The sequence below is a fragment of the Burkholderia ubonensis subsp. mesacidophila genome, from assembly GCF_002097715.1.
In the GTDB taxonomy this organism is placed as follows: domain Bacteria; phylum Pseudomonadota; class Gammaproteobacteria; order Burkholderiales; family Burkholderiaceae; genus Burkholderia; species Burkholderia mesacidophila.
On the sequence record NZ_CP020738.1, the window covers coordinates 3,189,706 to 3,203,246 of the forward strand.

The window sequence follows — 13,541 nt, forward strand, 5'->3', positions numbered from 1 at the left end:
GCGACGCAATGGCGCGCGCCGTCGAGCCATTCAAGGCGTCGTCGTGCTTCAACATGAAAAAACCCCAAGGGTCGGATCTATGTCCAACTCTTGGGGTTCAGTTCAAATCGGGCCTTTGCTTTTTCGCATGCGTCAACCGCCTCGCTGCGCGCGGCCGGAGCGTATCGGCATGCCGCGCGAATGGCTATTGCGCGGCGCGCGTGCGCTGCAGTTGCTCGCCGAGCCCTTCGACGCCGAGCCGCACCGTCTGCCCGGGCTTCAGGTACACCGGCGCCGGCTTGATGCCCATGCCGACGCCCGGCGGCGTGCCGGTCGTGATCACGTCGCCCGGCTGCAGGCGCGTGCAGCGCGACAGGTACGCGACGAGCTGCGCGACCGTGAACACCATCGTGCGTGTATTGCCTTGCTGGTAGCGATGGCCGTCGACCTCGAGCCACAGGTCGAGCCGCTGCGGATCGGGCACGTCGTCGCGCGTGACGAGCCACGGGCCGATCGGGCCGAACGAGTCGAAGCCCTTGCCCTTGTCCCACTGGCCGCCGCGTTCGAGCTGCCATTCGCGCTCGGACACGTCGTTGACCACGCAATAGCCGGCCACGTAGTCGAGCGCGCGCGCCTCGTCGACGTCCTTGCACGGCGCGCCGATCACGACGCCCAGCTCGACTTCCCAGTCGGTCTTCACCGAGCCTTTCGGGATATCGATACCGTCGTTCGGGCCGCACACCGAGCTCGTCCACTTGCCGAACACGACCGGTTCCTTCGGCACGGGCATGCCTGCTTCGGCCGCGTGATCGGCGTAGTTCAGCCCGATGCCGATGAACTTGCCGATCCGCCCGACGCACGGGCCGATGCGCGGCTCGCCGGGCACGAGCGGCAGCGTCGCCGGATCGAGCGCGCGCAGCCGCGCGAGTCCGGCATCGGACAGCGCGTCGCCGGCGAGATCGGCGACGTGCGCCGACAGATCGCGAATCCGGCCGTCCGCGTCGAGCATGCCGGGTTTTTCCTGGCCGGGCGGGCCATAGCGAAGCAGTTTCATCGAGTTCAACCTCTCTGATCGGATGTGACAGGGTACCGACGCACGCAAAGGCCTGCCGCCACGCGCAACGCACAGGCGGCCGTCGGTGTGCGGATCGACGCCGGCGAAACGGGCGCGCTCGGCGGCCACCGTTGCCGGCCGCCCGCATGGCGCGCTTCTGCGCTTGCCTGCCGTACTTTGTACCACCCGCCGCCGGCCATGAAATGACCCGCGACGGATACCGACTATTGCAGCGCATGCTGGCCTTGCGGCGCAGCATCGAGGTTCCGTGCCGGTGTCACGCGGCAGCGGGCGCCGGCCAGCTCCCCCGGGCAACACGACATGAATACTCGCCATACGGGCGTGATCGGTTCACTGCGACTATTTCATCGCATAAAATAAACATGCATATTCTTGTCATATTTATCACCGAAAGTGGTCACTCACCCGTTCCCAATTGGTAATAATCGGTAAGAATCTGCCGAATTGATTCGCAATTGTTTATTGTTATGCTCGATCGAAGTGCGCTCGCCGGCGCGCACGGGCTTGGCACATGGGCGTTGCAGAGCCGTTGCGCGTGCGCTGCCGACCGATCGTGAGCATTTCACCGACCCACGATACCAAGACGATGCAGATGATCAACGACCGGTCCCCCGGTAACGACGCCCATGGAGACGGCGGGGGACTTGAACGCTATCGCGCCCCCGCGCTCGACAAGGGGCTCGACATCCTCGAACTCCTGTCCGAACAGAAGGAAGGGCTCACCCGTACCGAAATCACGAAGGAACTCGGCCGCAACGCGAGCGAAATCTACCGGATGCTCGAGCGCCTGGTCGCGCGCCGCTACGTGATGCGCTCGACGGGCGGCGACCGCTACACGCTCAGCCTCAAGCTGTTCGCGCTCGCCCACCGCCATCCGCCGATGAGCCGCCTGATCACCGAAGCGCTGCCGCCGATGCAGCGCTTCGCCGATGCAGCGGAACAGTCCTGTCACCTGGCCATCTACGACCACGGCAACCTGCTCGTGATCGCGCAGGTGGACGGCCCCGGCCCGTGGGGCGTGTCGGTGCGGCTCGGCTCGCGCATCGGGCTCGCCGATACCGCGTCGGGACGCGTCATGCTGGCTTTCCAGGCCTCGGATCAACGCGCGCATATGCTGGCTGAGCACCGCAGGGTCAAGGGCGAGGCGCCGCTCGACGGAGAGGCGCTCGCGCAGGCGGGCCAGACGATCCGCGGCGACGGTTTCCTGTGCAGCGACAGCCGCCAGGCATATGGCGTCGTCGACATCAGCGTCCCGATCGTCGGCCCGGCCGGCCACGCGATCGCCGCGCTGACCTGTCCGTACATGCGCCGCATCGACGCGCACGCGGCGCCTTCCGTCGACGCGGCCCTCGAGCGCCTGCGCGCCACCGCCGCGACGCTGTCGATGAGCCGCATCGACGTGAACTGACCGGCGGCCCCGCCCGCGCCGGACCGATGCGGGTGCGGCGGCAACGCGCGCCGCGACGCGGCACGCGCGACGACGCACGTATCGCGTGGTGTCGCGATGCTTCGCACGGCCGCGCCATGCAGGGTCGCTACGCTAGAATAGCGGCCCTCTCCAAAACTACGACGGCCGGCGATGCCGGCTGTCGTGTCTGATGAATGTCATGGCCAAACTTCTGAACGATCTCGAATTCCAGCGTTTCTCCGAACTTCAGCAGAAGCAGGCAAGCTTCACGATCACGCCCGAAGAAGCGGACGAACTGCGCGACATCGTCGCGCGTGCGCAGAAGAAGCGCGACGACCGCGCTGCCGCGATGCTGGCGATCGAAAACTACATCGAGCAGTTCGACATCACGCCCGACGAGCTCTTCTCGCCCGACCAGATCGGCGACGCCGCCCGCACCTACGGGCTCATCACGGCGACCAAGAAGGAACGCACGCTGCCGCCGTCGATCACGTTCAACGGCAAGCCGTATCAATGGACCAAGACGCTGCCGGACGACGTCCGTGGCGCGCTGTTCGACGCGTTCAAGGCCGGCGAGTCCGTCAAGCGCTTCATCGCGATGCCGAAGGACCTGGCTCGCTGTGCGCTGACGATCGCCCGTCTCGAGCACGAAACGGGCGCCGTGTACGCGGACGCGCACCTGACCGAACTCGCGATCTCGCGCGAGCAGGTGAACGACGCGGCGACGAAACTGGCCGCCTGACCGGGCCCCCGGCACGGCCGACACCGGCGCGCGCATCGCGACGGCCGGCGCCGTGCCCACGGGAGCCCCGCCGAAACGGGCTCCCGAAAAATCTCACCTCAGCCTCCCGCAAGCACTCACCTGCACGTCCCGAAAGGGCTCACCTGCATATCCCGAAAGGGCTCACCGAGGGCTCCCGGAGCAGCTCACCCGTGCTTCCTGCAAGTCCTCACCGAGGCTTCCCGGAAAGGCTCACCATTGAGTCCTGGAAAAGCTCACCGGCGTCTCCCGGAGACGCTCACCGGCCCTTCCCGAAAGGGCTCACCGAAGGCTCCCGAAACAGCTCACCCCCGCGTTCCCGGAAAGGCTCACGCACGCCCCCCGAAAAAGCTCACCTTTGACACGTTGGGGGTGCGAAGGCGTCGTTGCTCGCCTTCGCCCACAATCCGATCCGGGGCGAATAGGTGTGCGGCACGCCGTATTCGGCAAAGGGCGAGAAGCGCCGCGCGTCACGCCTGCAGCTTCATCCTGAAGCCCACGATGCCGGGCTCCTCTGTCGCGGTGATCGTGAACCCGCACGCGCGCGCGAGCGCGATCATCGCGGTGTTCTCGCGCAGCGCCTCGCCGATCATCCACGCGGTGCCGCGCGAGCGCGCGTACTCGATGATGCGCGCCATCAACAGACGCCCGAGCCCCTTGCCCTTCTGGTCGGGCCGAATGCCGATCGCGAACTCGGTCGTCTCGTTGTCCGGGTCGGTCACCGCTCGTACCGCGCCGAGCGTGTGCGACCGGCCCGCCCCGTCGTCGACCGACGCGATGAACGCCATCTCGCGGTCGTAATCGATCTGCGTCATGCGTGCGAGCTGCGAGTGATCGAAGCTGCGCACCGCGCCGAAGAAACGCATCCGCAGATCCTCCGGCGTCATCGCGCCGAGCAGTTCGTTGTGCGCGGCCTCGTCTTCCGGACGGATCGGCCGGATCGTCATCGTGTCGCCCTGCCACGCAAGCGTCTGCTCGAGATGACGCGGATACGGCATGATCGCGAGCCGGCTGCGCCCCTCCGCCAGCATGATGCGCGGCGCGATCACGCGCACGCGGTCGGGCAGCACGCGCAGCGTGACCGACAGCGCGACCACCTCGCGCACGTCGCACACCACCTGCGACAGCGCTGTGAACGCGCCGAGCGCGGGTTCGACCGGCGCGCGGCGCGCATACGGCGAGCGTTCCATCACCGCGCGTGCAAGCACCGTGTTCAGCGGCGGCAGCCCGTAGACGACGAACGGCGCGGACACGCCGTCCGCGGGGGGCACCAGGTAGCGGAATACCGGACCGAAATTCGGGTCGTCGTGCATGTCGACCGTCACGTCGACGACCACGGCATCGCGCGGCTCGTCGGACGGCGCCGCGCCCTGCAGGCCGAAATGCGCCAGCCATTGCAGCGCAGGCTCGCCGGCAAGTTCGTGCCGCCCCGCGTCGAGCCACCCGCGCGCCGCCTCCCGTGCGGACGCGACGCATGCCGCCGGCTGCGGCGGCGTGCCTTCGGGCGTCTGCATCAGCAGTTCGCGGCCGAGGTTGTAATCGACAAGACGCGCATACGCGCGCGCCAGCCGCCGCGGCGTCGTATGCACGGGAATGCCGTTCGCGTGCAGCGCGTCGCGCGTCGACGCATCGACCGCGCCGAAGAAGCACGCGAGGATGCCGCGATGCGCGTGCTGGCGCGTGTCGATCAGCGTGCGCGCCACCGCGTCGGCCGGCGCGCTGTGCGACGTCGAATGCACGACGAACAGCGTGCCGGTCTGCGGAAACGGCGCGAGCGCGCGGATCGCCGCGCCGAAATGCTCGGGGCGCGCATCGTCGCCGAGCGTCAGCGGATTGCCGGGGGCATCGAGGTGCGGGAGCGCTTGCGCGACAGCCGCCGTTGCCGCAGCCGGCCATTCGGCCAGCACGTCGCGCACCTCCGCGACCGCATCGACCGCGAGCTTCGCGACGCCCGCGTCGCTCGTCACGAGCGTCGCCGCGCCGCGTGCGGCGACGCGGCCGACGCCGAGCGTCTCGATCTCGTCGAGCAGATCGTCGAGCGCGTCGACCCGCACCATCCCCGCGCGCTGGAACGCCGCCGTGTACAGCGCGTCGCCCGGGTCCGCGCGGCCGGTGCGCAATGCGAGCACCGGCTTGTTGCGTGCGGCCGCGCGCGCCGCCGACATGAACTTGCGCGCGGCGCGCACGCTGTCGAGCTCGAGCAGGATCGCGCGCGTGCCGGGATCGCTCGCAAGGTAGTCGAGCACGTCCCCCGCATCGACGTCGGCCTCGCCGCCGAGCGCCACGACGTGCGAGAAGCCGAGGCCGCGCGCATCCGCCCAGCCGAGGACGGCGTTCGTCAACGCGTTCGACTGCGATACCCACGCGACGCCGCCCGAGCGCACCGTATACGCCGGCGCGCCGAAATGCGCATGCCGCGCCGGCGACAGCACGCCGAGACTACCCGGCCCGACGATACGGAGGACGAACGGCCTCGCCGCCTTGAGCGCGCGATCGAGCGCCGCGCGATGCGCACCCGTGCGCGCCTCGCCGACGATCACCGCGACGCGCGCGCCGAGGACGCCGAGCTTGTGCACGATGCCGGGCCACGTCGCGGGCGGCGTGCAGATCACCGCGACCGACGGTGGCGCGGGCAACCGGTCGACATCCGGCACGACCTTGTAGCCGTTCAGCGCGTCGTATTTCGGATTGACGGGCCACACGGCCCCCTGGAACGCGCCGTCGAGCACGCGCGCCCATACCATCGCGCCGATACTGCCCGCGCGCGACGACGCGCCGACGACCGCAACGGATTTAGGCTGGAACAGCGCATCGAGATGGCGAACGGTCACATCGGCTCCATACGGTAACGAAAGACGGCCGGACCCGGATGCGGCTCGACGAGCCGCCCTCCGGCCGACGCGAATTCAAAGCATAGGCGAACCGCCCGCGGCTGCCTATATGCCGAACGGCCAGCTACTCGACCTGGGTCAAGCCGTGCACCATGCACGGGCATCCGGCATGCAGCGTCACGCGAAACGCAAATGCGTTGCTCCGCGCCGGTCCGGCAATGGTGAGGATTTACAGGAGCCAAGGTGAGAAGGTTCGGGAATTGCGCATGGGAATGCGCGAAACGGCGAAAGGTGATGGAAACATCCTCGACACATGCACCGCGCAATTCGCCTGCGGATACGCACGCGCGACATGCGTTTGCGCAGCTGTTTACCGGAAATCGGCGCGAAACGCGGATAAATCGCAGCGATTTGCCGAAACGGCGAGCGGCGATCGCGCATCAGCGCGTCACGCTGCAGGGGACTCAAATGATCGGCGCGCGCACCAAAACAAAACGGTGCGATGGCCATTCGGCCATGCGCACCGTCAGTCAGCGCGTGAAAGGTGAGACTTTTCGGGAATCAGTCCTTGATCAGGAAACGCGCGCGGTTCTTGCCGAGCCATGCCGGCGCGCGCCCGCGGCCGCTCCACGTTTCGCCGGTCTTCGGATTGCGATACTTCGGCGGCAACGGACGCTTGGCCTTGACAGGGGCCCCTGTGGAACGGAAACCGAGCTCCTCCGGCGTAATGTCGAATTCCTCGATTTTCGCCCGGATCGCAGCGATCGCGTCGGTGATCGCCTTTTCGCGTTCCTTATCGATCTTCTGCTGAAGTTTTTCGAGTTGCGCTGTCAGTTGCCGGTAGGTCGCCATATGGATGGGATTCCCTGAGTGTTATTTATGAAAAATAGGTGACTCGAAGCAAATAGAAAAGGGCCCTGCGCGATCGGGAGATTTCTCCGGCTGCGAAAACGGGATCAATAACCGCTTTTTCTCTTGCATGCGAAGAGAAGACTCCGCACGCCGCCGTCGACCGATTGCTGAAGCACGTCGAATTCACCGTTGCAGGTGGCGCGCGCGTTGTCCGTGCAATTGCCCCAGGAATCGCCGCTCGTGCATTGCACCAACGTGGTCGGACGGCCATCCGAAGTAAACAGCGGGGCAGTACCGCCGCATCCCCCGAGCACCGCCAGCAAGGCAATCGCCCCGGCCCGCCGCAGCAACGCTTCGGGCCTTCGACAGACCGACGCAAGCATGTGTTTCATTGTTCTTTCCGTCAACCTTTTTTTAAATGTCGCGAGTATGCCATGCGCCCCGGCACGCTCGTCAATTCGGCGCCCGGTCGGGTTGCGCGCGAGTCTTGTACGGCACCGACCGGCGCGGATCGTCGGTGATGCGAACGAAAACCTGCTCGACGTCGGGCAGCGCCGCCAATTCGCGTTGCAGCGCCGCGCGATCGAGCGACGTGTCCGCGCACCCTTCCACGTAGATGAAGCGCCGCTGCACGGTGATCCACAAGCTCGTGCCGCTCAGCCGCGTCGAGCCGGCAAAGTGCGCCTTCGCCGCATCCGCGATCGGCGCGTCATACATATACGAATTCGGCTTCGTGCAGCGATGCGCGAGCCAGCAGGTCGTGCCGCGCTCGGCGCGGTAATGCGCGTCGTCCTCCATCTCCGCGCGGGTCATCCACGGCCCGAGCGGCAGCGGGCATTCGGCGACGTCGCGCGACAACGCGACGAAAGGGTCGTTGTACCAATTGCGCCGCATCGTCTGTTCGCCCGCCGCATCCGGTTGCGCGAGCGCGGGCGCCGCCACGGTCACGGCCACCCACCACGCGATGCAGGTTCGCTTCATCGTCGCCTCCTCGTTCCAGCCGCGCCGAAAACGCGCGGCGCTACCAGTCGATGCCCAGCGCCGCCAGCTTCTTATAGAACGTCGCGCGCCCGATGCCGACGCGCGCGGCCGCCTCCACCACCCTGCCGTTGCAGGCGGCGAGCGCGTCGGCGAGGAACTGGCGCTCCCATGCGGCCAATGCGTCCGCGTACGACACAACGGGTGCGGCAGGCGCCGCGCCCGCTTCAGGTTCGGCCGCCGCCTGCGCGGACGGCATGCCGTCGGGCTGCGCGCGCGCGGGGCCGAGAAACGGCGCGAGCGCCCGCGCGTCGATCACCGAACGGTCGGACAGCATCAGCGCACGCTCGAGCGTATTGCGCAGCTCGCGCACGTTGCCGGGCCACGGATACGCGCACAGCATCCGCAGTGCATCGTCGGTGAGCTCGCAGTGCGCGGCGCGGCCGTGCTGCGCAGCGAGCTCCTCGAGCGTCGCGTAGACGAGCGCCGCGATGTCGGACGCGCGCTCGCGCAACGGCGGCGCGTGAATCGTCAGCACGTTGAGCCGGTAATAGAGATCGGCGCGGAAGCGGCCGGCCGCCACGAGCGCCGGCAGGTCGGCCGACGTCGCCGCAATGATCCGCACGTCGGCGCGCACGATGCGGTTCGAGCCGACCGGCTCGAATTCCTTGTCCTGCAGCACGCGCAGCAGCTTGCCCTGCAGCGGCAGCGGCATGTCGCCGATCTCGTCGAGGAACAGCGTGCCGCGGTCGGCCAGCTCGAACTTGCCGACCCGCCCCTTGCGGTCGGCGCCCGTATAGGCGCCGGGCGCCGCGCCGAAGAATTCGGTCTCGAGCAGCGCATCGGGAATCGCGGCGACGTTGACCGTCACGAGCGGCTGGAGCGCGCGCGCCGACGCCGCATGAATCGCATGCGCGAGCAGTTCCTTGCCGGTGCCGGTTTCGCCGAGCAGCAGCACCGGCGAATCGACCTGCGCGGCGCGACGCGCCTGGCGCTTCGTCTCGAGGCTCGCCGAACTCGTGCCGACGAAGCTCGCGAACGTGTATTTCGCGCGGCGCGCCTGCGCCAGCGAGCGCTGCGTCGCGAGCAGCTGCTGCTGCAATTGCACGTAACGGGAAAAGATCGGCGTGAGCGTCTTCAACTGGTCGAACAGCGCGAAGCCGATCGCGCCGACCGTCTCGCCGGCCTCGTTCTTCAGCGGCAGACGGGTCACGACGAGCGGCTCGCGGCCCGTCTCCATGATGTCGAGCAGGATCGGCTGCCCGGTCGACACGACCTCGCGCATCAGGCTGTGCGGAATCACCGCCTCGCAATCGAGGCCGACCGCCTGCTGCGGATCGGCGAAACCGAAGCGCGCCGCATAGCGCTCGTTCATCCACACGATGCGTGCGTCGTGGTCGACGATCAGCGTGCCGGCGCTCGAATCCTCGAACGTCCTGAACAGCGATTCGGCGGCGCGCCGCAGCACGTCGCCGTAATCGACGGGCAAGCGGGCCCAGTCGTTCATCATCGTGTCGTCGTCTCCGTGTATTGCTCTTGGGTATCGTCCGGCCCGTCTCCGGAACGAGACGGATTATCTCATTCCGGAGACAGCCCGCAACGCCTTGCCCGTTCACGTTCGGCAAGCATATCGGGGTCATCCGGACGGCCAATCCGTCTCCACACGGAGACGATTTATGTAGAATCGCCTGAAGATTGGCCGGCGCGGGCCCGCCGGCCACCGGCGGACCCGCGTCCGGCGGCGCATCGCGGCCGGTGGCACGAAACCTGCACGAACCTGAGCCGGTCCGCGGCGCGCCGCACGACCGAACAAAACCAAAGCCATTAGGAGACTCTCTTGTCCTTCGTGATCGTTCTCGCCGCGCTGGCGTTCCTGATGTTCGCCGCGTACCGCGGCTACAGCGTAATCCTGTTCGCGCCGATCGCCGCGCTCGGCGCGGTCCTGATGACCGAGCCGGCCGCCGTCGCGCCGGTCTTCTCCGGCATCTTCATGGAGAAGATGGTCGGCTTCGTCAAACTGTATTTCCCGGTGTTCATGCTCGGCGCGGTGTTCGGCAAGGTGATCGAACTGTCCGGCTTCTCCGAGTCGATCGTCCACGCGGCGATCCGCTACATCGGCCGCTCGCGCGCGAATGCGGTGATCGTCGCGGTGTGCGCGCTGCTCACCTATGGCGGCGTGTCGCTGTTCGTCGTCGTGTTCGCGGTCTACCCGTTCGCGGCCGAGCTGTACCGCCAGAGCAACATCCCGAAGCGGCTGATGCCCGGCGCGATCGCGCTCGGCGCGTTCTCGTTCACGATGGATTCGCTGCCCGGCACGCCGCAGATCCAGAACATCATCCCGACCACGTTCTTCAAGACGACCGCGTGGGCCGCGCCGGCGCTCGGCACGATCGGCTCGCTGTTCATCATCGTCGTCGGCCTCTCGTATCTCGAATGGCGCCGCCGCTCCGCGATGGCGAAGGGCGAAGGCTACGGCACGTCGCTCGTCAACGAGCCGGAGCGCGTCGCGACCGAATCGCTGCCGAGCCCGTTCCTCGCGATCCTGCCGCTGATCCTCGTCGGCGTATCGAACTTCGCGCTCACCAAGCTGATCCCGACGTGGTACGGCGCCGCGTCGTACACGGTCGCGCCCGACGTACTGCCGGGCGTGCATACGCCGGTGACGACGTCGATCAAGACGGTGGTCGCGATCTGGTCGGTCGAGGCCGCGCTGCTGCTCGGCATCCTGCTCGTCGTCGCCACCGCGTTCAAGCGCGTCAGCGAACGCTTCGCGGCCGGATCGAAGGCAGCGGTCGGCGGCGCGCTGCTCGCCGCGATGAACACCGCGTCCGAATACGGCTTCGGCGGCGTGATCGCCGCGCTGCCGGGCTTCCTCGTCGTCGGCGATGCGCTGAAAAGCATTCCGAACCCGCTCGTCAACGCGGCCGTGTCGGTCAGCTCGCTCGCCGGCATCACGGGCTCGGCGTCGGGCGGCATGAGCATCGCGCTTGCCGCGATGTCGGACCTGTTCGTCAAGGGCGCGCAGGCAGCGAACATCCCGATGGACGTGCTGCACCGGGTGGTCGCGATGGCGAGCGGCGGCATGGACACGCTGCCGCACAACGGCGCGGTGATCACGCTGCTCGCGGTGACGGGCCTCACGCACCGCGAGTCGTATCGCGACATCTTCGCGGTGACGATCATCAAGACGCTCGCGGTGTTCTTCGTGATCGCGGTGTATTACACGACGGGGCTCGTGTAAGCGCCACGCCGCTATCGGCCGATCCGGCTTCACACCGGATCGGTGCGCTCCCCAGGACAGGCAGGCCGACACAGCCGGCCTGCGAACGCCCCGCCGCCCACTCCGGCTGCGCATCCCACAGCCCGGTCAACGCGGCTCGACGATCGCCTTCGCGTAAGACTCGCGCTCGAGGTCCAGTATTTCCGCGCTCAACTGCACATGCGTTCCGGACGGCGCGCGGCAGCGTTGCGCCAAAACCGACAGCACCCGCTCGGACAGGTCGCGCTTCGCGTCGGTGAACCGGCCGCTCAGGATCGCGAGTTTCGCGTGTGCGAACGCACGCGGCGCGCTCGCCGTGCCGATGACGAAATCGTCGAAGCGGGTTGCGCGGCTCTTGATGTCGAGTTCATTGAAATGCCCGGAACGCGCAATCGCTTCGTTGAGCGCGACAAGCGTGGCGTTGACATCGAACCCGTCGAGGTTGCCGGAGTATTCAAGCGTCAGATGTGGCATGGCGTCATGGTCGTGATTGAAATCGCCGCCGCGCCGAACCGCTCATGTCGGTCCGGCGCGCGGAACGACGCCCATGTTACCCGTGGATACGACTCGCCCGAATCGCACGCAGACGCAAACGCAAACGCAATCGCCGACGAACCCTATGCCTTCACCGGCTGAATCAGCCGCTCGCACGTGGCCGCCTGCGGGTCGCCCGCCGGCAGCTTCCCGCATACGCCGTCGAATTGTTTCACCACCGACCTGACCGACGTATCGTGCGCGCCGCCGTTACGCCAGCGCGTGAGCTGCGCGACCACCTTCGTCAGCGCACGCAGGTTCGCGCCATAGAACGCGTCCCGCGTCTGCCCGGCCTGCGCGAGCACGCTGCTCGCGATGCCTTCGATCCGCGCCGCGTCGTCCGGCGCAAGCTCGACCGCGTTCGCGAAATAGGTGGCGCCCCAGCGCAGCCGCGTCGCGGTCCCCGTCGCGCGGTCGTATGCGTTGCGGTACCAGTCGAGCGCCGCGGCCTTGTCGCCGCGCGCCTTCGCATTGGCAGCGAGCCCGGACATGAAGTAATAGGGCGTCGCCGAGTGCGGCAATTCGGCCTTCAGCAGCGTATCGGAATCGTCGAGCAGCCCGGCGTCGGTGAGCGTGTCGGCCGCCTCGCTGATCAACGCCTGTCGTTCGTAGACGTTCGCCGCGCCCTGGATCGCCGCCGCGGTCTGCCGGCGCACCGTCGCGACGAGCGCCGGCGCATCGAGCGGCGCGCCCTTGCGCGCGTCGCCGCGCGCGAGCAGCACGCGCCCGTGCAGCGCCATCAGGCGATCGATCGACGACAGCGTGCGCTCGACCGACAGCCGCTCGAGCGCCGCGTCGTATGCGCCGCGCAACTGCGCGCGCCGCGCGTCGTCGCCGCCGAGATACGCGACGACGCCCGCAGGCGCGGCAACCAGCACGTCGGCATTGGCGCGCGACAGCGCGGCATCGCGCAGCACCGCGCGCAGCACGTCGGCGCCCGCCGCCTTGTCGAGCGCGCCGGCCTGCGCCGGATCGCCCGACGCCGCGACCACCACGGACTTCAGCTCGAGCCGCTGCGCGTCGCCCGTCGCGCCGGCGGCGCGCGCGCGCTGCGCGAGCGTCTGCAGCGTTTCCGCGACGCGCTCGCCCGGCACCGGCAGCGCGCCGTCGGTCTCCCACGAATAGTCGGCCAGCATGCGCCACTCGTCGCGCGTCACCGGGGCGCCGCCCTTCAGTGCGTTCCCGAGCGTCTGCCGCACCGGATGCGCGGCGTTCATGCCGAGCGACAGCGCGCGCATGTACCGGTCGAGATCGGCCTCGCCCGGCAGCCGCGTGACCTCGGTGCCGTCCGGGCGGAACAGGATCATCGTCGGATAGCCGTGCACCTTGAAGCGCTCGCCGACCTTCTGCGCGCTCTCGGTGTCGCCGTCGAGATAGACCGGCACGAAGAACGACGAGCGCGCCCGGAACGCCTGCTGGCTGAAGACCGTCGACTTCACCTGATTGCACGACGGGCACCATACCGCGCCCCAGTAGAGCAGCAGCGGCTTGCCGGTCCGTTTCGCCAGCGCGAACGCGGCGTCGACGTCGCCCTGCTGCCACGCGATGCCGGGCGGCACGTGCACCGGCTCGCGCGGCGCGTCGGCCGCGAATGTCGCGCTTGCCGTCGCGAGCAGCCACGCGGCGGTCAGTTTCCGAAGAGAGGTTTGCATCGATGCAGTCTCCGTTGATTTCGTGATGGCCGCGCACGCGGCATTCCAGAATGCCTGCGTATTGACGCCGACGTTCCCAATATTTGGCAGGCATCCGGCATGCATCCGCCGTGCCGACAAATCCTAGAACGATACAGATCGCGCATCCAGAAGAAAACGAATGAATTCTCGAATGGATATGAATTTGAAAATCCGGATCGCCTTTCCCGCACC

The 13,541-nt window shown here is 67.8% G+C and carries 12 protein-coding genes; 3 read left to right on the top strand and 9 right to left on the bottom strand.

Annotation, left to right across the window (positions count from 1 at the left end; translation table 11 throughout):
* Positions 1-184: 184 nt before the first annotated feature.
* Positions 185-1,033: an ureidoglycolate lyase gene (locus tag B7P44_RS31890; protein WP_084909793.1), complete on the bottom strand. Its 849-nt coding sequence runs from the start codon at positions 1,031-1,033 to the stop codon at positions 185-187.
* 607 nt (positions 1,034-1,640) lie between these two features.
* On the opposite strand from B7P44_RS31890, the gene B7P44_RS31895 reads away from it, so the two are divergent.
* Positions 1,641-2,462, top strand: a complete 822-nt coding sequence (locus tag B7P44_RS31895; protein WP_084910141.1) for an IclR family transcriptional regulator — start codon at positions 1,641-1,643, stop codon at positions 2,460-2,462.
* 190 nt (positions 2,463-2,652) lie between these two features.
* Entirely contained in the window at positions 2,653-3,204 is a 552-nt protein-coding gene (locus B7P44_RS31900; RefSeq protein ID WP_084909794.1) for a hypothetical protein, read from the top strand.
* A 488-nt stretch (positions 3,205-3,692) separates the two neighbouring features.
* Here B7P44_RS31900 and B7P44_RS31905 read toward each other — a convergent pair whose 3' ends face one another.
* The 6 genes from B7P44_RS31905 to B7P44_RS31925 all read right to left on the bottom strand — a co-directional run bounded on the left by B7P44_RS31905 (position 3,693) and on the right by B7P44_RS31925 (position 9,393).
* Positions 3,693-6,053, bottom strand: a complete 2,361-nt coding sequence (locus B7P44_RS31905; protein ID WP_084909795.1) for a bifunctional acetate--CoA ligase family protein/GNAT family N-acetyltransferase — start codon at positions 6,051-6,053, stop codon at positions 3,693-3,695.
* Positions 6,054-6,230: 177 nt separating this feature from the next.
* Positions 6,231-6,563, bottom strand: a complete 333-nt coding sequence (locus B7P44_RS37295; RefSeq protein ID WP_157915386.1) for a hypothetical protein — start codon at positions 6,561-6,563, stop codon at positions 6,231-6,233.
* Positions 6,564-6,614: 51 nt separating this feature from the next.
* Entirely contained in the window at positions 6,615-6,905 is a 291-nt protein-coding gene (locus B7P44_RS31910; protein WP_084909796.1) for an H-NS histone family protein, read from the bottom strand.
* A 104-nt stretch (positions 6,906-7,009) separates the two neighbouring features.
* Positions 7,010-7,297, bottom strand: coding sequence for a hypothetical protein (locus B7P44_RS31915; protein WP_193834345.1), 288 nt, complete (start codon positions 7,295-7,297; stop codon positions 7,010-7,012).
* Positions 7,298-7,358: 61 nt separating this feature from the next.
* Positions 7,359-7,886 carry a BON domain-containing protein gene (locus tag B7P44_RS31920; RefSeq protein ID WP_084909797.1) on the bottom strand — a complete coding sequence of 176 codons (528 nt, stop codon included), beginning with the start codon at positions 7,884-7,886 and terminating at the stop codon, positions 7,359-7,361.
* 40 nt (positions 7,887-7,926) lie between these two features.
* Complete coding sequence (locus B7P44_RS31925; protein WP_084909798.1) at positions 7,927-9,393, bottom strand: sigma-54 interaction domain-containing protein; 1,467 nt, start codon at positions 9,391-9,393, stop codon at positions 7,927-7,929.
* A gap of 327 nt (positions 9,394-9,720) precedes the next feature.
* Between B7P44_RS31925 and B7P44_RS31930 the strand changes: the two genes are divergently transcribed.
* Positions 9,721-11,124 (top strand): GntP family permease, encoded by a 1,404-nt coding sequence (locus B7P44_RS31930; RefSeq protein ID WP_084909799.1) that lies wholly within the window; start codon positions 9,721-9,723, stop codon positions 11,122-11,124.
* A 126-nt stretch (positions 11,125-11,250) separates the two neighbouring features.
* Here B7P44_RS31930 and B7P44_RS31935 read toward each other — a convergent pair whose 3' ends face one another.
* Positions 11,251-11,616, bottom strand: a complete 366-nt coding sequence (locus B7P44_RS31935) for a 5-carboxymethyl-2-hydroxymuconate Delta-isomerase (RefSeq protein WP_084909800.1) — start codon at positions 11,614-11,616, stop codon at positions 11,251-11,253.
* 143 nt (positions 11,617-11,759) lie between these two features.
* Positions 11,760-13,328, bottom strand: coding sequence for a thioredoxin fold domain-containing protein (locus B7P44_RS31940; RefSeq protein ID WP_084909801.1), 1,569 nt, complete (start codon positions 13,326-13,328; stop codon positions 11,760-11,762).
* Between the last annotated feature and the right edge of the window lie 213 nt (positions 13,329-13,541).

What these genes read in the sequence shown, in the direction of transcription:
- B7P44_RS31890 (WP_084909793.1), bottom strand. Translation starts at nt 1,033, where the DNA reads ATGAAACTGCTTCGCTATGGCCCGCCCGGCCAGGAAAAACCCGGCATG.
- B7P44_RS31895 (WP_084910141.1), top strand. Translation starts at nt 1,641, where the DNA reads ATGCAGATGATCAACGACCGGTCCCCCGGTAACGACGCCCATGGAGAC.
- B7P44_RS31900 (WP_084909794.1), top strand. Translation starts at nt 2,653, where the DNA reads ATGAATGTCATGGCCAAACTTCTGAACGATCTCGAATTCCAGCGTTTC.
- B7P44_RS37295 (WP_157915386.1), bottom strand. Translation starts at nt 6,563, where the DNA reads ATGGCCATCGCACCGTTTTGTTTTGGTGCGCGCGCCGATCATTTGAGT.
- B7P44_RS31910 (WP_084909796.1), bottom strand. Translation starts at nt 6,905, where the DNA reads ATGGCGACCTACCGGCAACTGACAGCGCAACTCGAAAAACTTCAGCAG.
- B7P44_RS31915 (WP_193834345.1), bottom strand. Translation starts at nt 7,297, where the DNA reads ATGAAACACATGCTTGCGTCGGTCTGTCGAAGGCCCGAAGCGTTGCTG.
- B7P44_RS31920 (WP_084909797.1), bottom strand. Translation starts at nt 7,886, where the DNA reads ATGAAGCGAACCTGCATCGCGTGGTGGGTGGCCGTGACCGTGGCGGCG.
- B7P44_RS31925 (WP_084909798.1), bottom strand. Translation starts at nt 9,393, where the DNA reads ATGATGAACGACTGGGCCCGCTTGCCCGTCGATTACGGCGACGTGCTG.
- B7P44_RS31935 (WP_084909800.1), bottom strand. Translation starts at nt 11,616, where the DNA reads ATGCCACATCTGACGCTTGAATACTCCGGCAACCTCGACGGGTTCGAT.
- B7P44_RS31940 (WP_084909801.1), bottom strand. Translation starts at nt 13,328, where the DNA reads ATGCAAACCTCTCTTCGGAAACTGACCGCCGCGTGGCTGCTCGCGACG.